Annotated in this window: 16 protein-coding genes and 1 tRNA gene; 16 read left to right on the forward strand and 1 reads right to left on the reverse strand. The window is 59.1% G+C overall.

Features of this window, described 5'->3' with window-relative positions; translation table 11 throughout:
* The first annotated feature begins 4 nt into the window (after positions 1-4).
* Positions 5-670, forward strand: coding sequence for an NTP transferase domain-containing protein (locus AU182_RS07060; RefSeq protein ID WP_193754306.1), 666 nt, complete (start codon positions 5-7; stop codon positions 668-670).
* Here the strand turns inward: AU182_RS07060 and AU182_RS16205 are convergent.
* Positions 561-1,466 carry a zinc-dependent peptidase gene (locus AU182_RS16205; protein WP_082859276.1) on the reverse strand — a complete coding sequence of 302 codons (906 nt, stop codon included), beginning with the start codon at positions 1,464-1,466 and terminating at the stop codon, positions 561-563. The two genes, AU182_RS07060 and AU182_RS16205, sit on opposite strands and share 110 nt — an antisense overlap.
* 162 nt (positions 1,467-1,628) lie before the next feature.
* Between AU182_RS16205 and AU182_RS07070 the strand changes: the two genes are divergently transcribed.
* From AU182_RS07070 to AU182_RS07140, 15 genes are all read left to right on the forward strand, one after another.
* On the forward strand, positions 1,629-3,197 hold the full coding sequence (locus AU182_RS07070) for a hypothetical protein (RefSeq protein WP_066962927.1): 1,569 nt from the start codon (positions 1,629-1,631) through the stop codon (positions 3,195-3,197).
* Entirely contained in the window at positions 3,194-4,564 is a 1,371-nt protein-coding gene (locus AU182_RS07075; protein ID WP_066962931.1) for an SLC13 family permease, read from the forward strand. The genes AU182_RS07070 and AU182_RS07075 overlap by 4 nt, the downstream gene beginning before the upstream one ends.
* A gap of 180 nt (positions 4,565-4,744) precedes the next feature.
* Positions 4,745-6,925 carry a prolyl oligopeptidase family protein gene (locus AU182_RS07080; protein WP_066962934.1) on the forward strand — a complete coding sequence of 727 codons (2,181 nt, stop codon included), beginning with the start codon at positions 4,745-4,747 and terminating at the stop codon, positions 6,923-6,925.
* Between the two features lie 139 nt (positions 6,926-7,064).
* Positions 7,065-8,006 (forward strand): MaoC/PaaZ C-terminal domain-containing protein, encoded by a 942-nt coding sequence (locus AU182_RS07085; protein WP_227718305.1) that lies wholly within the window; start codon positions 7,065-7,067, stop codon positions 8,004-8,006.
* A gap of 77 nt (positions 8,007-8,083) precedes the next feature.
* Complete coding sequence (locus AU182_RS07090; protein ID WP_227718161.1) at positions 8,084-8,596, forward strand: CinA family protein; 513 nt, start codon at positions 8,084-8,086, stop codon at positions 8,594-8,596.
* Between the two features lie 148 nt (positions 8,597-8,744).
* A complete protein-coding gene (gene recA, locus AU182_RS07095; RefSeq protein ID WP_066962940.1) occupies positions 8,745-9,776 on the forward strand; it encodes a recombinase RecA in 1,032 nt (343 codons plus the stop codon).
* 2 nt (positions 9,777-9,778) lie between these two features.
* Positions 9,779-10,393 (forward strand): regulatory protein RecX, encoded by a 615-nt coding sequence (locus AU182_RS07100; RefSeq protein ID WP_082859278.1) that lies wholly within the window; start codon positions 9,779-9,781, stop codon positions 10,391-10,393.
* Between the two features lie 100 nt (positions 10,394-10,493).
* Positions 10,494-11,981: a glycerol kinase GlpK gene (glpK, locus tag AU182_RS07105; protein ID WP_066962943.1), complete on the forward strand. Its 1,488-nt coding sequence runs from the start codon at positions 10,494-10,496 to the stop codon at positions 11,979-11,981.
* Between the two features lie 115 nt (positions 11,982-12,096).
* Positions 12,097-12,966, forward strand: a complete 870-nt coding sequence (locus AU182_RS07110) for an alpha/beta hydrolase (protein WP_066962946.1) — start codon at positions 12,097-12,099, stop codon at positions 12,964-12,966.
* 164 nt (positions 12,967-13,130) lie between these two features.
* A complete protein-coding gene (locus AU182_RS07115) occupies positions 13,131-13,319 on the forward strand; it encodes a Trm112 family protein (RefSeq protein ID WP_066967665.1) in 189 nt (62 codons plus the stop codon).
* A gap of 49 nt (positions 13,320-13,368) precedes the next feature.
* Complete coding sequence (locus AU182_RS07120) at positions 13,369-13,731, forward strand: histidine triad nucleotide-binding protein (RefSeq protein ID WP_066962949.1); 363 nt, start codon at positions 13,369-13,371, stop codon at positions 13,729-13,731.
* A gap of 61 nt (positions 13,732-13,792) precedes the next feature.
* The gene (alaS, locus tag AU182_RS07125) at positions 13,793-16,405 is read left to right on the forward strand and encodes an alanine--tRNA ligase (RefSeq protein ID WP_066962952.1); all 2,613 of its coding nucleotides are present in this window, start codon (positions 13,793-13,795) and stop codon (positions 16,403-16,405) included.
* 158 nt (positions 16,406-16,563) lie between these two features.
* Entirely contained in the window at positions 16,564-17,802 is a 1,239-nt protein-coding gene (locus AU182_RS07130; RefSeq protein ID WP_066962954.1) for an aspartate kinase, read from the forward strand.
* Between the two features lie 215 nt (positions 17,803-18,017).
* Positions 18,018-18,212, forward strand: a complete 195-nt coding sequence (gene csrA, locus AU182_RS07135; protein WP_066962957.1) for a carbon storage regulator CsrA — start codon at positions 18,018-18,020, stop codon at positions 18,210-18,212.
* 211 nt (positions 18,213-18,423) lie between these two features.
* Positions 18,424-18,513: transfer RNA gene (locus AU182_RS07140), tRNA-Ser, on the forward strand.
* The last annotated feature ends 316 nt before the right edge of the window (positions 18,514-18,829 follow it).

Below are 18,829 nucleotides of genomic sequence, written 5' to 3' on the forward strand. Positions count from 1 at the left end.
CGAAATGGAATATTCAATCGTCGTATTGGCCGCCGGATACTCTCATCGCTTTGGCAGTGACAAGCGCCTTGCCAGCATTCAGGGCGAGCCCATGTTACTGCGTACTCTGGAAGTGGCGCAGGAAGCCGCACTGATAATGGAAGATGCCGCGGTACAGGTGGTTTTGCGCGCCCGCGACCCGGTAATTGCCAATGGCCTAAAAAAAATGCCGGTGCAGGTGCTGCACGCGCCGGTATGGCCGGTCAGCATAGGCGCCAGCCTCGCATCCGCGGTGGAAAGCCTGCAGCGTGCCGGCGCCAACCCAAAGGCCGTGCTGGTGTGTATGGGCGACATGCCGTTCGTTGAGCCGGAAACCCTGGTTACCATCCTCAAGGCCGCTCGCGAAGATCGTATCCATGTTCCCGTTTGCGCCGGTACCCGTGGTTACCCGATCGCCATCGGCCGCAAGTATCTGTCCGCCTTGCCCCGCTTGCGCAATACCGGCATGGAAAAGGTCCTGCGTATCTTTGCGGATGCGGTTGTGGATATTGAAGTAAACGACCCGGCGATCAATTGTGATATCAATCGCCCCGACGACTTCCATGCAGCAGTGCGGCAGGATCTGTTCGGTAAAATTTTTGCATCTCCCGATACAGTCGCGGATGAGCCGCTGCCATCGCCGTCGGAATAACAAAGTAGGCTTCTGTCGCTACGGCAAAAAACTCGGCCGGGGACTGTGCACCGTAGGTGTCCAGTACTGAGACCGGTTGCGGTGCCTCGAGCGCAGGGTCATTCGCGCTCCCCGGCTCTGCCCCTTGCTGCTCTTGATGCTCTTGATGTAAGGCGTGCAGGCGCTGACGCAATTCCGCGAATGCCTCGCGCATCACTGGCGCCCAGTCTTTGCCGTCCTCTCTACGCGCAAATGGCGGCCGCCCATCCACATAGCCATCCTCTTCGTCCAGCTTGTGTGCAAACTCGTGAATGGCCACATTGTGTCCCTGCTCGGGGTGTGCGAGTCCTTGCTGTATGTCATCCCAGGAAAGCACCACCGGCCCGCGGTAATGGGCTTCCCCCGCGCGGGCGCTCAGGCGGGTGGACTGCACATGGCCATGATGATGGGTCTCCTCCGCCACGTACGCGTCGGGATACAGCAAAATCGTGCGCAGGTTCGGGTAGCAGCTGTTTTCCCGGCCCAGTAGCAGCAGGCAGGCGTGTGCAGCAATGACCACACGCATTTCCTCGGTAACCTGCAATCCGTTACAGCCAACAAATTCCTTATCGCGCAGAAACAGGCTGACGTTCTGTTTCAGCTCCAATTGTGTGTCCGCTGACAGCGCCGGGTAGAGTGCCAGTCGGCTGTGAAGAATGGTTTCCTGCTTTTTGCTCAAAGGGCGTGAGCGCAGGTAGCGCCGTCGACCGTGTTGCCATGCCAGCGGCACAACCCACACCAATACCGCAAAAACAATAATTCCCAGAAACGTGGTCAACCGATGGCCCCCTGCCAGTGTGCAATTCCCCGGAGTGTATCGCACTGACGGGTAATGTTGACCTCTGGTGAAATTCTGCGACCATGTTTGCCCCTTCCCTCGAGCAGGCGCTTCGGGCAAACAACAGAAGAATGCGGAACTAAAGGCAGGATTGTCAGGGTAATGGATGCAGCGCAAATCGCGGAGCCAGTGACGGAGTCGCTGAGCCAGCCGGGTGAAACAGAAGAGGAGGGGCGCTTTCTACTGGTCCCCCACGGTTATGGCAGCGAAGGACGCACGTGGGTCTGGGTCGGTGATGTCGAGGGTGCGCAGCCGGTACCGACAGGTGAGCGCCTGTGGCTGCGCTGTGAGCCGGTGGCCAGCGAGGGGGCCGCGGTGCCTTTGTTTGAGAGCCGTTGCCGCGACATTCCCCTGCAACTGGAGCGGCAGGCGGAGGGGCTGCGTTATACGCTGCTGTCTGTACCCACTGCGGCTGGCTGCAGTTATCGCCTGTCACTCTGGCAACTCAGCGATACCGGTGCGCCCGTTCTGCTGGCACGGGCCCGGTGCCAGGGCAAGCCCGCGTCGTTAAGTCAGCGCTTCAACCTCTGGTTCGGAACCTGTTTCTATCGCCACACTGATCACGGGGCGCTGGCAGAGGCCTTTAGCGGTTTGCCGGAGGCGTACCGCCCCGATGTCTCTGTACTGGGGGGCGATCAAGTGTATCTGGATACCGCCTACGCCAATCGGGGCTGGGTATTTACCCCCGGCTTTGGCTCGGCCAGCTTCTCGCCACTGGTGCTGCGCTCGGAAACCAAAATTCGTCTTAAGCTGGGCAGGATTTTTTCCCGCGAATACCGGAAAACCTGGCGTGGTGGTTTGCGGCAGCTGCTGAGCGCGGGTCAACACTATTTTCTCGCCGGCGATCATGAATTCTGGAACGATTACCCCAACACGCCGGGGTTCCTGCCCACGCTCTGGTCGGGCAAGGTGCGTCGTATCTGGCGCGACTGCGCGCGCCAACTGTTTGACGCCTACCAGTTACCGGATGCCAAAACCTGCAGTCGCTTCGATATCGGCGACGAGCTCAGTTTCTTCGTGCTGGATACACGGCTGCAACGGGGGCGCGGTCGCGATAGCCAGTTTACCGATGCGGCCACACTGGAACGATTACAGCAGTGGCTGGCCGGGCTGCGCTGCCCCGGTGTGCTGGTTTTGCCGGCGCCCTTGCTGACCCGCTGGCAGTTCAGGGGCGCGCGCTCCCTGATGGTGAAACTGGGTTTGGGGGATCACACCCTCGCCGATACCGGCCAATACGAAACGCTGGTGCGCGCACTGAATGCCTGCCCGCAGGATGTGCTGATTGTGGCGGGGGATGTGCACTTCAGCCGGTTGGCCCGCTTTGAACTGAACGGCAAGCAGGTGCTGGAAGTGGTTTCGTCGCCGCTGTCCTGTTTGCCCAGCGCTGCCGCGGCCGCCAACCAGCACCCGGATGTTTTTCCCGATCGGCCGGTTGCGGGGGTGCGCGCGGAGGTCGAGTACCTGAGAGCCGGAACCACACGGCCGCACAAGCGTTCGGTCATCAGTAACAATAATTTTGTCACCCTCAGTTTTACCCGGGCCGACACCGGCGTGTCGGTGGACGTCGTATGCTGGAACGTCAATGCACGCAACGCGCAGGGGCAGCCGGCGATCGACTGGGAGTGCCGGGATTTGTTGTTGCGAACGCATAAAAACGAAAAAACACTATGAACAAACATCTATTCATTCCACTCGGCCCGGTGCTCGCGGCCGGATTCTTCTTCCTGCTGGAAGGGCTGGGGATGCCTTACTTGCCCGCAGTGACCGCGGCCATCACCCTGTTGACGGTGATCTGGTGGGTGACGGAAGCCCTGCCGATTCCGGCAACGTCGATCGTTCCGTTTGTGCTGCTGCCGCTGTTTGGGGTGGCCGACCACAAACTGGTGGCGTCGTCCCTGGGCAGCCATGTGATCCTGTTGTTGATGGGCGCTTTCATGCTGTCCAAAGCGCTGGAGAAAAGTGGTGCACACGAGCGACTGGCCCTGTACATGCTCAAGGTGGTTGGTATCTCCAGTGGCCGCCGACTGGTACTCGGGTTCATGCTGGCGGCCGGCCTGTTAAGCATGTGGATTTCCAATACCGCCACCACCCTGATGATGTTACCCATCGCGCTGGCGATACTGGCGCGGGCCGACAACCACCGGCTGACGGTGGCGCTGATTCTGGGGATTGCCTACGCGGCCAGTCTGGGCGGTGTCGGCAGCCCGCTGGGAACCCCGCCCAACGTCATTTTCATGGGTATTTACGAAGAGGTGACCGGGCGGGAGTTCAGTTTCGTGAGCTGGATGAAAATTGGCTTGCCGGTGGTGCTGATCACTCTGCCGATTATGGCCCTGTGGCTGACCCGGGGAATCAAACTGCACAAATCACTGGAGGCGCCGGCGGTGGGTGCCTGGCGGGCCGAAGAAGTGCGTACCTTGCTGGTGTTTGCGTTGGCCATCCTGTTCTGGGTCACGCGCAACGAACCGTTTGGCGGCTGGAGCGATTTGTTCGGGGTTGACGAGGCCGGTGACAGCACTGTGGCACTGGGCGCGGTGGTGTTGATGTTCCTGGTGCCCAACGGCAAGGGCGGGCGCCTGCTGGACTGGAAAACCGCCGAGAGCATTCCGTGGGGTATGTTGCTGCTGTTTGCCGGCGGTATTGCCATTGCCAAGGGGTTCGCGGCATCGGGCCTCAGCGAGATGATGGGCGAGGCGCTCAACTTCCTGACGGCAATGCCGCTGTGGCTCATGCTGATTCTGTTGTGCCTTTCTGTCACCTTCCTGACGGAAATTACCAGCAACACCGCCACCGCTACATTGCTGATGCCCATTCTGGCGGTGGTGGCCAGCAGTGCCGGTTTTGACCCCATGGTACTGATGATCCCGGCGGCCATGTGTGCCAGCTGTGCATTTATGCTGCCGGTGGCCACCGCCCCCAATGCCATCGCCTACGGCACCGGCAAGTTGCGGATTCAGGAGATGGTGCGCGAGGGCGCGGTGCTGAGTGTGCTGGCCTCCCTGATTATTGCCGGTGTGTGCTGGGTCATGCTGGTGTAGTGGTAAGGTTTGAATTGCATATGCTGTAAATCGTTTTTTATTCGGGCTTTTGTTCTGGCATTTTATATCTTGCCGAAACAATCCTCGGCAAATTCTCGTCGTGCTCCGAGCGCTTGATCTGAAAGGGTGAATTGGGTTTCCTAGACGGTTTCAGATCAACCTTCGGAGGAACCCACGATAATGAAAAAACTATCCATACTTGCAGTAGCCGGCGTGCTTGCCGCTTGCTCGGGTGAGTCTCCGGAGGGAACGCAGGCGATGAGCGACACCCAGGTGGAAACACAGAGCGCGGCCGCGGAAAAGTCGGCACTGGCCTATCCGCAAACGCGCAAGGACGATGTGGTCGATAGCTATTTCGGTACCGAGGTTGCGGACCCCTATCGCTGGCTGGAAGACGACCGCAGTGAAGAAACCGAAGCCTGGGTACAGGCCCAGAACCAGGTGACCTTCAGCTATCTGGAGCAGATTCCCTTCCGCGACAGCCTCAAGCAGCGTCTGGAAAAGCTCTGGAATTATGAGAAAGTGGGTTCCCCATTCAAAGAAGGGGACTACACGTATTTCTATCGCAACAATGGCCTGCAAGACCAGTATGTGGTGTGGCGCAAAAAAGGCGATGGCGAAGCCGAAATTTTCCTCGACCCCAATACCTTCAGTGAAGACGGCACGACTTCGCTGGCTACCCTGAAGTTCTCCAAAGACGGTTCCATTGCCGCCTACGCGGTTTCTGAAGGCGGCAGCGACTGGCGCAAGATCTACATCATTGATGCCGCAAGCAAAACGCTGCTGGAGGAACCGCTGGTTGACGTAAAGTTCTCCGGCATTTCCTGGAAGGGTAACGAGGGCTTCTATTACTCCAGTTACGACAAGCCAGAAGGTAGCGAGCTTTCGGCAAAAACCGACCAGCACAAACTTTATTACCACAAGCTGGGGCAGCCTCAGTCAAAAGATGCGCTGGTATTTGGCGGCACGGACGAAGAGAAGCGCCGCTACGTGTCCGGTTATGTCACCGAAGATGATCGGTATCTTGTCATTTCCGGTGCTAACTCCACATCCGGCAATGACCTCTTCATCCGTGATCTCTCCCAGAAGGATGCGCCTCTGGTGCAGGTGTTGAGCGATTTCGATTCCGATACCTATGTGATCGACAACCAGGGCAGCCAGCTGTTTCTGGTCACCAACCGCGATGCGCCGAATAAAAAAGTAGTCACGGTAGATGCGTCGAATCCGGCTCCGGAAAACTGGCAGGATTTCATTGCGGAAACCGACCATGTGCTGACCGCGTCGACCGGCGGAGGCTACTTCTTCGCCGAGTACATGGTGGACGCCCTGTCCCGCGTGTACCAGTACGACTACAACGGCAAGCGCGTGCGTGAAATTTCCTTGCCGGGCCCGGGCAGTGTGTCTTCGCCCAGTGGTAAGCGTGAAGACAAAACCCTGTACTACTCCTTCACCAACTACAAAACGCCGTCGACCATTTTTGCGTTCGATGTGGAGCAGGGCGCGTCCGACATTTATCGTGAGTCTGGCGCGGAGTTTGATCCGTCGGGCTACGAGTCCAAGCAGGTGTTCTTCACTTCCAAAGACGGTACCAAGGTGCCGATGATGATCACCTACAAAAAGGGTCTCGAGCTGAACGGCAAGAACCCGACCATCCTGTATGGCTACGGTGGTTTTAATGTCAGCCTGACGCCGTCGTTCAATATCGCCAACGCGGTGTGGCTGGAGCTGGGCGGCGTGTACGCGGTGCCGAACCTGCGCGGTGGTGGTGAGTACGGCAAGCGCTGGCACGATGCGGGCACCAAGTTGCAGAAGCAGAACGTGTTCGACGACTTTATCGCCGCAGGTGAATACCTGATCGACAACGGCTATACCTCGAGTGATTATCTGGCCATTCGCGGCGGCTCCAATGGTGGCCTGCTGGTGGGTGCGGTGATGACTCAGCGCCCTGAGCTGGTCAAGGTCGCGTTGCCCGCGGTGGGCGTGATGGACATGCTGCGCTACCACACCTTTACCGCCGGCGCGGGTTGGGCCTATGACTACGGTACCGCCGAGCAAAGCGAAGAGATGTTCCAGTACCTGAAGGGTTACTCCCCGGTACACAACGTGAAGAGGGGCGTGAACTATCCGGCGACACTGGTCACAACCGCCGATCACGATGATCGTGTGGTGCCGGCGCATTCGTTCAAGTTTGCGGCCGAGCTGCAGGACAAACAGCAAGGCGTGGCCCCGACACTGATCCGCATTGAAACCAATGCCGGTCACGGTGCGGGCACCCCGGTCTCGAAAACCATCGAGCAGTACGCCGATATCTTTGGTTTTACCCTGTTCAACATGGGTATCACCGAGCTTCCCGGCAGCTGAACACCCCCTGTCTGACACAAGTTACAGAACCCGGCGCTCGCCGGGTTTTGTCGTTTTACGGCGCCATTTTTCGGGGGAAACCAGGCAGGGGTACCTTTTTTGCCCAGATTCGCACTATGATGCGCAGTCAATCCTGGTGATGACCAGATTTACCATCGCGCCTGACGCACAAAGCAACCTCATGCCACTACAGATTCAACTCAACGCCCGCCCATCGGTACTGCCTCTGTATTTTCGCGCGCTGACCGCGCGCAAACCCGGCCAGCCGAGCGGGAGCCGCAACGGGGTGCTCGCGACGGTCAGCCTCCCGCGCCAGCGTATCGAGCCCGCGCATCTTAGCGATTACCGCGCCGTCTGCGGGTTTGCGCCGGATTCAGCGTTGCCGGCGACCTATCCCTTTGTGCTGGCCATGCCCCTGCAGTTGAACCTGCTGGTGTCCGATGCCTTTCCGTTTCCCGTGCTGGGGGTGGTGCACCTGCGCAACCGAATCCGTCAGCACCGTTGCCTTGGCGAAAGCGATCATCTGGATATCCAGTGTGACCTGATGGCACCCGCGCCGGTAAAGCGGGGCTACGAGTTTGATCTGATTACCCGGGTGAAGGTGGCCGGCGAGCTGGTGTGGGAATGCGTGAGCACCCTGCTCAGTCGCACCAAACCACGCGCGCCCGGCGACGCTGGCAGTGCGCGTTCCCGAGCCCGGGCGCCGGAAGCCGCCATGGATATGCGCGGCGCTCGAACACTGCCGTGGGTACTGTCCGCGGATATCGGCCGTCGTTATGCGAGAGTGTCTGGCGACAGAAACCCGATCCATCTCTATGCGTCTACGGCCCGGCTCTTCGGATTTCCCCGGGCGATTGCCCACGGTATGTGGCTGAAGGCGCACTGTCTTGCAGCGCTGGCGGAGGCGGCAGAGGATGTTGTATCGGGGAGTTTTGAGTTCAGTGTGGCGTTTAACAAGCCGGTGTTGTTGCCGTCTGCGGTCAGTCTGCAGTTCTGTAGCGATAATCCCGGGGTGCGTTTCAATCTCGTCGATGCCGCAGGCAAGCGTGCCCACCTGAGTGGGCGGATCGAGCGCATCTAGCCCTTGGGGCTGGTTGCTTCGTGTCAATCTGTCGATCTATGGTCATCTGGTTAATTTGAGCACTCTGAGGAGAACTGGTGGATTTACAGACCCGAGAGTTGGCGGAGAAACTTGGCGAGGTGCTCGCTGATCTCGGCTGGAAAGTAACGGCGGCGGAATCGTGCACCGGTGGTGCTATCGCGGCAGCGATCACTTCGGTCGCCGGTGCGTCCGGCTGGTTCGAGGGCTCCGTGGTTTCCTATGCCGACCGTATCAAGCGCGATTTTCTGGGTGTGGATGCCGGTGATCTGGTGGAGTTTGGTGCCGTTAGCGAGGCGGTTGTGCGTCAGATGGCGGTGGGTGTGCTCAGTCGTCTCGATGCCAACCTCGCGGTGGCCGTGAGCGGTGTCGCCGGGCCGAACGGCGGCAGCGAAGAAAAGCCGGTCGGCACGGTGTGGATCGGCTGGGCCCACGGCCAGGGGCAGGAGCCGTTGCAGGCCGATGCGCGTCTGCTGCATTTTGATGGCAACCGCCAGCAGATCCAGGCAAAGACGGTCATCGAGGCACTAAGCGGATTGCTTGAGATAGCCGAGTCTCATCGCCAGCGCTGACCCGCGCACCGTTCCGGTGGGCCTCTGAAACCACCGTTGCCCGGTTCGCCCGTGCGCCGACCATCAATTCCAGATTACTGGTTGCTTATACAGTAATTTTTCTCTAAGCTCCCTCCCATAAGTAATCTTCAAGTACATGGGAAGGGTCATGGATTCCAACAAAGACAAGGCTTTACAGGCGGCGCTGTCACAGATCGAGCGTCAGTTCGGCAAGGGCACCGTCATGCGCATGGGGGATAAAGAGCGCGTGCGCATCCCCGCGATTTCCACCGGCTCCCTGGGCCTGGATGTGGCACTGGGCATTGGCGGCCTGCCCCGTGGGCGTATTGTGGAAATCTATGGCCCGGAATCCTCCGGTAAAACCACCCTGACCCTGCAGGTGATCGCGGAAGCCCAGCGCAAGGGCGGCACCTGTGCGTTTGTGGATGCCGAGCACGCACTGGACCCGATCTACGCCGAGAAGCTGGGGGTCAATGTTGACGAACTGATCGTATCCCAGCCGGATACCGGCGAACAGGCGCTGGAAGTGGCGGATATGCTGGTGCGTTCCGGTGCGGTGGATGTGCTGGTGGTCGACTCCGTGGCGGCACTGACGCCGCGCGCCGAAATTGAAGGTGAGATGGGGGATTCCCACGTGGGCCTGCAGGCTCGTCTCATGTCCCAGGCGCTGCGCAAGCTCACCGGTAACATCAAGAATACCAATACGCTGTGCGTATTCATCAACCAGATTCGTATGAAGATTGGTGTGATGTTCGGTTCCCCGGAGACCACCACCGGTGGTAACGCCCTCAAGTTCTACTCTTCTGTGCGCCTGGATATTCGCCGCATCGGCGCGGTGAAAGAGGGCGACGAGGTGGTCGGTAACGAGACACGGGTCAAGGTCGTCAAGAACAAGGTGGCGCCCCCGTTCAAGCAGACCGAATTCCAGATCATGTACGGCCAGGGGATCAACCTGCTGGGCGAGATTATCGACTACGGCGTGAAGATGGGGCTGATCGATAAGGCGGGTGCCTGGTACAGCTACAAGGGTGACAAGATTGGCCAGGGCAAGGCCAATGCGGTGAAATTCCTGAAGGAAAACACCGATATTCGGGAAGAAATCGAAGCCCAGTTGCGCGCCCAGTTGCTGGGTGACGTGGTGGAGGCTAAGCCGGAAGCGCTGGAAGCTGCGGAAGACTGATCTTGTCTTCGCCCGACGACAATTCCGGCGGCCAGCCCTCCTGGCCGTCGGTTTCCTTATCGCAAACTGCCTCATCCTCCCCCGCCGACGCTAGCGCGGTTACCGGGGAGTCTACCGACACCTTCCAGACCCTGTTCAATCACGCGCTTGAGTTGCTGTCGCGCCGTGAACATTCCTGCCACGAACTCCGCCAGAAGCTTGCTAAAAAGCATCCACTCGATGACTTTGACGCGGTACTGCTGCGCCTGCAAGAACTCAACTACCAGTCAGACCAGCGCTTTGCCGAGGTATTCTGCCGCTCCCGGGTGCAGCGCGGACAGGGCCCCATCAGAATTCGCCAGGAGCTGCAGTTGCGCGGTATACACAGTGCGCTGGCGCAAGCGGTTATGGAGCAGTTGCAGGAGGGTGTGGATTGGTTCGAGCTGGCCCTCGAGCAATTACAGCGCAAGTTCCGTCGCCCAATTGCCCCCACGCTGGATCGCCAGCAGCAGGCCAAGGAACGTGCCCGCCGGCAGCGCTATCTCGCCTATCGGGGGTTTTCCAGCGACGCGATTCAGTACGCCATCGCCGAGCTGGATGCCGCTGAACCAGAAGAGCATCCGGGGCGGGGTTTTTAGACTCGCACCGGGGGCTGGACGTAGTGGATGTGGTAAACGAGGCGTATATACTGGCTAGGGAGTAACGGTCTGCACAACGAATAATGAACAGTGAGCCGCGATGATTCTCTCCATTGACCAGGGTACAACCGGTACCACTGCGCTTGTCTTTGATGCTGATGGCCGCCTGCGCGGGCGCAGCTATTCCGAGTTTCCCCAGTATTACCCCCGGCCGGGCTGGGTGGAGCACGATGCCGAAGAAATCTGGCAGGTAACGCTCAGGGTTTGTGCGGCTGCGTTGCAGCGGGCCGGCGTGGCAGCCAGTGAGCTCCGCGCGCTGGGGATTACCAACCAGCGGGAGACCACGGTACTTTGGGACCGCCATACCGGCAAGCCGGTGCACCGGGCCATTGTCTGGCAGTGTCGCCGCTCGGCGGGTATCTGCAGCGAGCTGCGCGAGGCGGGCGCCGAGTCAATGATCCGGGCGAAAACCGGATTGCTACTGGATGCGTATTTCTCCGCCAGCAAGTTACGCTGGATTTTCCAGCAATCGCCGAAACTGTTGCGCCGCGCCGAAGCGGGAGACCTGTGTTTTGGCACCATCGACAGCTGGCTGATCTGGCGGCTGACCGGCGGCAAATCCCACCTGACCGACCACACCAATGCCAGCCGCACCCTGTTATACGACCTGGATCGCCGCCAGTGGGATGGCGAGCTGTTGAACCTGTTCGGCTGTCCTCCCGCCATTCTTCCCGAAATCCGTCACTCAGCGAGTGAGTTTGCGATCACCGATGCCTCGGCATTTCTCGGCGCCGAGGTGCCTATCAGTGGCGTAGCGGGGGACCAACAGGCCGCGCTATTCGGCCAGGGGTGTGTGGAGCCCGGAAGCCTGAAAAATACTTACGGAACGGGGTGCTTTATGCTCGCCTGTGCCGGGGCTGTGCGCCCGCTGGTGCCCGATGGGCTGCTCACCACCATTGCCTGTGACGGGGCGGGGCAACCGCAATTTGCCATTGAGGGCTCTGTATTCAACGGCGGGGCGGCGGTGCAGTGGTTGCGCGATGACCTTGGGATCATCCAGCAGGCTGCGGAAACGGAGCAGATTGCGCAGGCGATTCCGGATACACGGGGTGTGTATCTGGTGCCGGCATTCAGCGGTCTTGGGGCGCCGCACTGGGATGCTGGTGCTCGCGGCGCCATATTTGGCCTTACCCGTGGCGCGGGCCGATCGGCAATTGTCCGGGCGACCCTCGAGTCCATTGCGTTCCAGAGTCACGAACTGGCGCAGCTGATGGCGCAGGCGCTGGGTGTCCAGCTGCAATGCTTGCGGGTCGATGGCGGTGCCAGCGCCAATAACTTCCTGATGCAGTTCCAGGCGGATATTTCCCGGCTGTGTGTGGAGCGCCCCCGGCAGATAGAAACCACCGCGGTGGGCGCTGCGCTGTTGGCCGGTATCGGTGCCGGCGTGTGGTCTCCCGGCGGCCTTCCGGAGTCGCTGGTGGATGTCGAGCAAGATTTCCTGCCACAGATGGGGGAGCTGCAACGTCGGGACCTGTTGAACGGTTGGGCAAGGGCCGTCGCCTCCTGCCGCACGTTCCGCGCGGAATAATCGCTGGCGAAGGGGCGCTATTCGTTGTACAAAAACGGATAGCGACAGGCCTGTTACGGTTCAACCCGATTGCAGTGCCTGAATCCTCGAATAAGCATAAAAACAGGAGGGGCCCATGTTCCTGGAATCTCGTGGTGTCCGGTTGCACTATCGGCGATGGTGGGTGGAGCACGCACTGGGTGTGGTAGTGATTGCCCATGGGCTTGGTGAGCACAGTGGTCGTTACCGGCACCTTGCGCGCGCGCTCAATGCGCACGGTTACAGCGTCTATGCCCTGGACCATGCAGGCCACGGACAGTCCGAAGGACGACGCGGCGATATCAAAGATTTTTCAGCCTACGCCGAGGACCTCGCCTGTTGTATTCGGTTGGTGCGCCACGAAAACCCGGATCAGCGGATTCACTTGCTTGGTCACAGCATGGGCGGTGTGATTGCCTGTGCCACGGTGGCTCGGGCCGCTGACGGCGCCCAGGTCGATAGTCTGATTCTGTCTGCCCCCGCATTTGCCGGCAAGAGCGAGCCGGGCAAGCTCGAGGTGGGCCTGATACGTCTGTTGGCGAAAGTCAGCCCCGGGTTGTCCCTGCCCAATCGGCTGAATCCTTCCTATATAAGTCGCGACCCGGGAACCGTGCAAGAGTACTGCAGTGACGACCTGGTGCACGACAGGGTGACGCCGCGCTGGTTTCTGGCCTACCGCAAGACCCGCGATCAGTTGCTCGCGCACCCCGAGGCCATTGCGATCCCGACATTGACCCTGTTGCCGGAGGGCGACGAACTGGTTGCTCCCGATGTCACCCGGCACTGGCAGCAGCGGCTACAAGGTGCGCAGCACCGGTTGCGTGTCTTCCCGGGAGCCTATCACGAGGTCTTTAACGAACCGGATGCGGCGGAGCAGGCGCTCACAGCAACGCTCGAACATCTGGCCGAGCATGCGCCGTCAGACCAGCGCGCCGGGGTATCCGAGCGCCAACAGGCCGCCACCTGAGAGCGGGCTGGCCACCAGCCCGCATGGCCCCCCCCGGCCCGTTTCCCCTTCCGCACCCGGAAATCTTCCGGCGGCCGTGAAAAGCCCCTGAAAGCGTTGTACCATACGCGGTCATTTTTGACCGGTAGCCCAGTCATGGCGGGCTGTTGGCACAAGCGGGGTACATCATGGACAAAAAATTACTGAGTTTGCTGGTCTGCCCAGTCAGCAAGGCGCCGCTGGAGTATCGCGAGGAGTCTCAGGAGCTGATCTGCAAGGCCAGTGGCCTGGCGTATCCGGTGCGTGATGGTATTCCCGTGATGCTGGAATCTGAGGCAAGGCCTTTGACCACCGACGAGAAACTCGACAAGTAGCCTGCTTGACGCAGGCAGTCTTGGTCCGGGGACGGCGCAGGAGACCAGTGTGGCTGAGCGCAGTGTGTTCACGCGAATCATCGAGGGCGAGCTTTCTGCTCGACGCCTTTATGAGGACGATCAGTGTATTGTCATTGAAGATCGCGCGCCGCAAGCGCCGACCCACCTGCTGGTCATCCCCCGCAAACCTTTGGTCAATCTGGCGGATGTGTTGCCGGAGGATGTGCCACTGCTGGGGCACTTGATGTGGGTTGCCTCGACGATGGCGCGGCGCCTGAACCTGGAAAAGGGCTTTCGTCTGGTGGTCAACAATGGCCGCGAAGCGGGGCAAACCGTATTTCACCTGCATATCCATTTGCTGGCCCAGCGCAAAATGCCTGAGGCCGGCCTTGCCGACGACCTGCGGGACTGAACACTGGCGACGCGATGCACGCGTCGGAACAAAATTTACTGATGATGTGGAAGTTGCCTGAATGAAGAGCGCACAGATACGCGAAGCATTTCTTAACTATTTTGCCGAGCAGGGACACACCCGTGTTGCGTCCAGTTCTCTGGTGCCCGGGAATGACCCTACGCTGTTGTTCACCAACGCCGGCATGGTGCAGTTCAAAGATACTTTTCTTGGGCAGGAGTCGCGCCCGTACGTGCGTGCTACCAGTTCCCAGCGCTGCGTGCGTGCCGGTGGCAAGCACAATGACCTGGAAAACGTCGGCTACACCGCTCGCCACCATACGTTTTTTGAAATGCTGGGCAACTTCAGCTTTGGCGACTACTTCAAGCGTGAAGCGATTCAGTTTGCCTGGCAGTTCCTGACCGAAGTCCTGCAACTGCCGCCAGAGCGCTTGTGGGTTACGGTGCATATCAGTGACGACGAAGCTGCCGATATCTGGCTCAAGGAGATCGGAGTCAGTGCCGACCGTTTCTCACGGCTGGATGAAGACAATTTCTGGCAAATGGGTGATACCGGCCCCTGTGGTCCGAGTTCAGAAATTTTCTATGACCACGGTGCGGATGTGCCGGGTGGCCCTCCGGGTTCCGAGAACGATGACCTGGATCGGTATATCGAGATCTGGAATCTGGTGTTCATGCAGTTCGAGCGTGCAGCCGATGGCGAGCTGCATCCACTGCCCAAGCCCTCCGTCGATACGGGGATGGGGCTCGAGCGTATTGCCGCCGTGATGCAGGGTGTGCACTCCAACTACGAAATCGACCTGTTCCAGGCGTTGTTGGATGCGGCAGGAAAAATCGTTGGCTGTGAAAACACCGAAGAGAAATCCCTGCGGGTTATTGCGGACCATATCCGCTCCTGCTCCTTCCTTATCGCGGATGGCGTAATGCCGTCGAATGAAGGACGTGGTTTTGTACTGCGACGGATCATTCGCCGGGCGGTGCGTCATGGAAACAAGCTGGGGCAAAAGGAAATCTTCTTCTACAAACTGGTGCCGGCACTGGTGGAGCAGATGGGTGAGGCGTATCCCGAGCTGCGGGAGAAGCAGTCCGTCATTGAAACAGCCCTGCGCAAAGAAGAAGAGCAATTTGCAAAAACGCTCGACAAAGGGATGGCACTGCTCGACGACGCGCTGGCTTCGCTCGAGGGAAGCGAGGTGCCGGGAGAGCTGGTGTTCACCCTGCATGATACCTACGGTTTCCCCACTGACCTGACCCAGGATATTGCCCGCGAGCGCGGTCTCACCCTGGATATGGCGGGCTATGAAGACGCCATGAATGCCCAGCGCGAGCGCGCCCGTGCAGCGGGCAAATTCAAGCAGGACTACACGGGCAATCTCGAGCTTGAGGGCACTACTGAATTTGTTGGTTACGGCAGTACCGAGGCCACCAGCAAGGTCGTTGCCATTGTTAAAGACGGCGAGCAGGTAGATGCCCTGCAAGAGGGTGAGGCCGGTGCGGTGGTGCTTGATCGCACGCCGTTCTATGCCGAGTCTGGCGGCCAGGTAGGGGACAGTGGCTATCTGCAGTCGGCCGGCGGTCGTTTCGAAGTGGCTGACTGTATGAAGCTGGGAAGTCATCATTTGCACCAGGGGAAACTTTTGTCTGGCCGTGTTGCGGTTGGGGACGAGGTTGCTGCGGAGGTGGCTGATGATGTGCGTCAATCCACCGCGCTGAACCATTCCGCCACCCACTTGCTGCATGCGGCGCTGCGCAAGGTTCTCGGTGAACATGTGACCCAGAAGGGTTCTCTGGTGGACTCCGAGCGCCTGCGTTTTGACTTCTCGCACCCGGAGGCGGTGACTTCGAAGCAGTTGCGCGCCATTGAGTCGCTGGTGAATAGCCAGATTCGCGCCAATACACCGGTGGAAACCGAGGTGACGGATATTGAATCGGCAAAAGCCAAAGGGGCCATGGCCCTGTTTGGTGAGAAATATGGCGATTCCGTCCGCGTGCTGTCCATGGGGGAGCGCACCGATGGTGGCGCCTTCTCGGTAGAGTTGTGTGGCGGCACCCACGTGAAACGCACCGGTGATATCGGCTTGCTGCGTATCGTTGGCGAGAGCGGTATCGCATCGGGCCAGCGTCGAATCGAAGCGGTCACGGGCGCGCATGCATTGGCATTGTTCGATGAAGCCCAGCAGCGCCTGGATCATGCGGCGGCGGTACTCAAGGCGCGCCCCGACACGCTGGCTGACAAGGTGGAGCAATTGCTCGCCAGCAACCGCAAGCTGGAAAAGGAAGTTGCGCAACTGAAGACGCGCCTCGCCAGCGGTGCCGGTGGTGATCTGGCGAGCCAGGCGATAGAGATCGACGGGGTAAAAGTATTGGCCGCGGCGATTGAAGGAGCGGATGCCAAGTCCCTGCGCGACCTCGCAGACCAGATGAAGAATAAGCTGGGCAGCGGCATTGTTTTCCTGGCGGCGCCGGGAGACGACAAAGTGGCCCTGATTGCCGCAGTGACCAAAGACCTGACCAAGCGTCTGGCCGCTGGCGACCTGATGCGTTTTGCTGCGGGTGAGCTCGGTGGCAAGGGCGGTGGTCGCCCGGATATGGCACAAGGCGGCGGTACCGATGTCGCATCTCTGCCGGGTGTGCTGAAGGCTGTCCCCGATTGGGTGAAAAACAATATCAAGTGAAACCATCAGGCAAAAACTCCGAGAAAAGGTGATTTGGCGGTTTTTCTCCGGAGAAAATGCACCTTTCCAGTTGATTTGCCCGGGTTTTGGTGATTAAGTGCGCGACGCGCGCGCGGCAGGTGCCGCGGTGCATTTGGGCAGTAAGGAACACTAGAGCGATGAGTTTGTTCGTGCAGAAATACGGTGGCACTTCGGTGGGCTCTATCGAGCGCATCGAAGCGGTGGCCGACAAGGTGGCGGGCTTCCGAGCCAAGGGCCACGATATGGTGGTGGTGCTTTCCGCAATGAGTGGCGAAACCAATCGCCTGATCGATCTGGCGCGGCAGATTCAGGAACACCCGGATCCCCGCGAGATGGACGTGCTGGTGTCCACCGGGGAGCAGGTGACGATTGCACTGCTCAGTATGGCGCTGAAAAAGCGTGGCTACGATGCATGCTCCTACACCGGCGGCCAAGTGAAAATTCTTACGGATAACGCCCACACCAAGGCGCGTATCCAGCGCATAGATGTGGAGCGCATGCGCCGAGACCTCGATGCCGGCAAAGTGGTTGTAGTTGCCGGTTTCCAGGGCGTCGACGACGACGGCAACATTACCACCCTTGGCCGCGGCGGTTCAGACACCACCGGTGTTGCCCTCGCGGCCGCACTGGATGCAACCGAATGCCAGATTTACACCGACGTTGATGGTGTTTACACCACCGACCCGCGCGTGGTGGACAGTGCCCGCCGCCTGGACCGCATCACCTTTGAAGAGATGCTTGAAATGGCGAGCCTGGGCTCCAAGGTTCTGCAAATTCGGGCAGTAGAGTTTGCCGGGAAGTACAAAGTGCCGCTGCGTGTACTCTCTACATTCGAAGAGGGTAACGGCACACTGATTAGTCTGGATGAGGAAGACAACGAGATGGAACAGCCTGTAGTCTCTGGCATTGCATTCAACCGCGACGAGGCAAAACTGACCATTCGCGGCGTACCCGACACCCCCGGGGTTGCCTGTCGCATTCTGGCACCGGTAGGTGCGGAAAACATTGAGGTCGACGTCATTGTCCAGAACATCAGTGCGGTGGATGGCACGACTGACTTTACATTCACGGTTCATCGCAATGACCTGAGCAAGGCGCGTGGTGTGCTGGAGCGGGTGGCGGACGAGCTGGGTGCCCGGGAAGTGGTATCCGACGACAAGATTGCCAAAGTGTCCATTGTGGGTGTGGGTATGCGCTCCCACGCCAATGTTGCGTCGAAGATGTTCGAGGCGCTGGGCGAGGACAATATCAATATCCAGATGATCACCACCTCCGAAATCAAGATTTCAGTGATCATCGATGAGCGCTACCTCGAACTGGCAGTGCGTGCGCTACACAGTGCATTTGAGCTCTCTGAGCCGAAGAGCGCGGAATAACTATAACCAGAGTGATGGATCCCGCAGGCAACCATAGCAATTCTGTTGTCTGGCGTGCGGTGCGACCTGTTGAGATTTTCAGCGACTGGGCGATACTGAATAAAGTGACGGACAAGATTCCCGGTTTAACGCCTTCTCGGGTTATGATGACCTAAGGCGCTGGCCAGGGATAACCGGTCGTGCCAAATCACAGGATGATCAAGGAGAAGTAGGTAATGTTGATTTTAACCCGCCGTATCGGTGAAACACTGATGGTTGGTGACAATGTGACGGTTACCGTATTGGGTGTAAAAGGCAACCAGGTACGAATCGGGGTCAATGCACCGAAGGAAGTCGCGGTTCACCGTGAGGAGATCTATCAGCGCATCCAGCGCGAGAAGCAGACCTCCGATGACGGAAGTGCAGACTGACGAGTAGCCGATCAGAAAGGGCCGCCCAGCGGCCTTTTTTTATGTCTGTATACTTTGTAGTCGACCTTTAAGAAAACACAAAAAGTTATTGATTCCCCATTGATTTTTACATTGCCGTTGGTATTATGCCGCTCACTTTCAGCAGCCAAGACCCAGTGTCTCTAGCTGTTGTTGCCCGGACCAATCAAGGTGGTCAGGGTGGAAAAGTTACGGTGAGGTGGCCGAGTGGCTGAAGGCGCGCCCCTGCTAAGGGCGTATGGGGTTAAACTCATCGAGGGTTCGAATCCCTCCCTCACCGCCATCTAAAAAACACTCTCAATTGAGGGTGTTTTTTTATGAGTAGAGGTCGGTATTTTGGCTTCTACTTGTGCGGCAGCGAAGCGCTACCGGGGTCGGCAAAAAGTTTGAAAAAACAGCTTGCCAGCCGCCAGGATGCTCCGTATAGTTCGCGCCCTCGCTGCTTGAGCGGCAACGCAAAACGCGGCGAGGTGGCAAGCTAAGCTTTTGATTTTCAACGAGTTTTCTCGGAAAAAGAATTTCAAAAAAAGAGCTTGCCAAACGAGATTGGCGCCATATAATGCGCGTCCTTCTCGGGGTCACCGACCAGGTGATCGAGG

This window comes from Microbulbifer sp. Q7, from assembly GCF_001639145.1.
Taxonomy (GTDB): Bacteria; Pseudomonadota; Gammaproteobacteria; order Pseudomonadales; family Cellvibrionaceae; genus Microbulbifer.

Bases quoted from the DNA above. Each gene is read 5' to 3' on its own strand.
- glpK (WP_066962943.1), top strand. From the start codon at position 10,494: ATGATTCTCTCCATTGACCAGGGTACAACCGGTACCACTGCGCTTGTC.
- recA (WP_066962940.1), top strand. From the start codon at position 8,745: ATGGATTCCAACAAAGACAAGGCTTTACAGGCGGCGCTGTCACAGATC.
- AU182_RS07110 (WP_066962946.1), top strand. From the start codon at position 12,097: ATGTTCCTGGAATCTCGTGGTGTCCGGTTGCACTATCGGCGATGGTGG.
- AU182_RS07070 (WP_066962927.1), top strand. From the start codon at position 1,629: ATGGATGCAGCGCAAATCGCGGAGCCAGTGACGGAGTCGCTGAGCCAG.
- AU182_RS07130 (WP_066962954.1), top strand. From the start codon at position 16,564: ATGAGTTTGTTCGTGCAGAAATACGGTGGCACTTCGGTGGGCTCTATC.
- AU182_RS07060 (WP_193754306.1), top strand. From the start codon at position 5: ATGGAATATTCAATCGTCGTATTGGCCGCCGGATACTCTCATCGCTTT.
- alaS (WP_066962952.1), top strand. From the start codon at position 13,793: ATGAAGAGCGCACAGATACGCGAAGCATTTCTTAACTATTTTGCCGAG.
- AU182_RS07085 (WP_227718305.1), top strand. From the start codon at position 7,065: ATGACCAGATTTACCATCGCGCCTGACGCACAAAGCAACCTCATGCCA.
- AU182_RS07075 (WP_066962931.1), top strand. From the start codon at position 3,194: ATGAACAAACATCTATTCATTCCACTCGGCCCGGTGCTCGCGGCCGGA.
- AU182_RS07080 (WP_066962934.1), top strand. From the start codon at position 4,745: ATGAAAAAACTATCCATACTTGCAGTAGCCGGCGTGCTTGCCGCTTGC.
- csrA (WP_066962957.1), top strand. From the start codon at position 18,018: ATGTTGATTTTAACCCGCCGTATCGGTGAAACACTGATGGTTGGTGAC.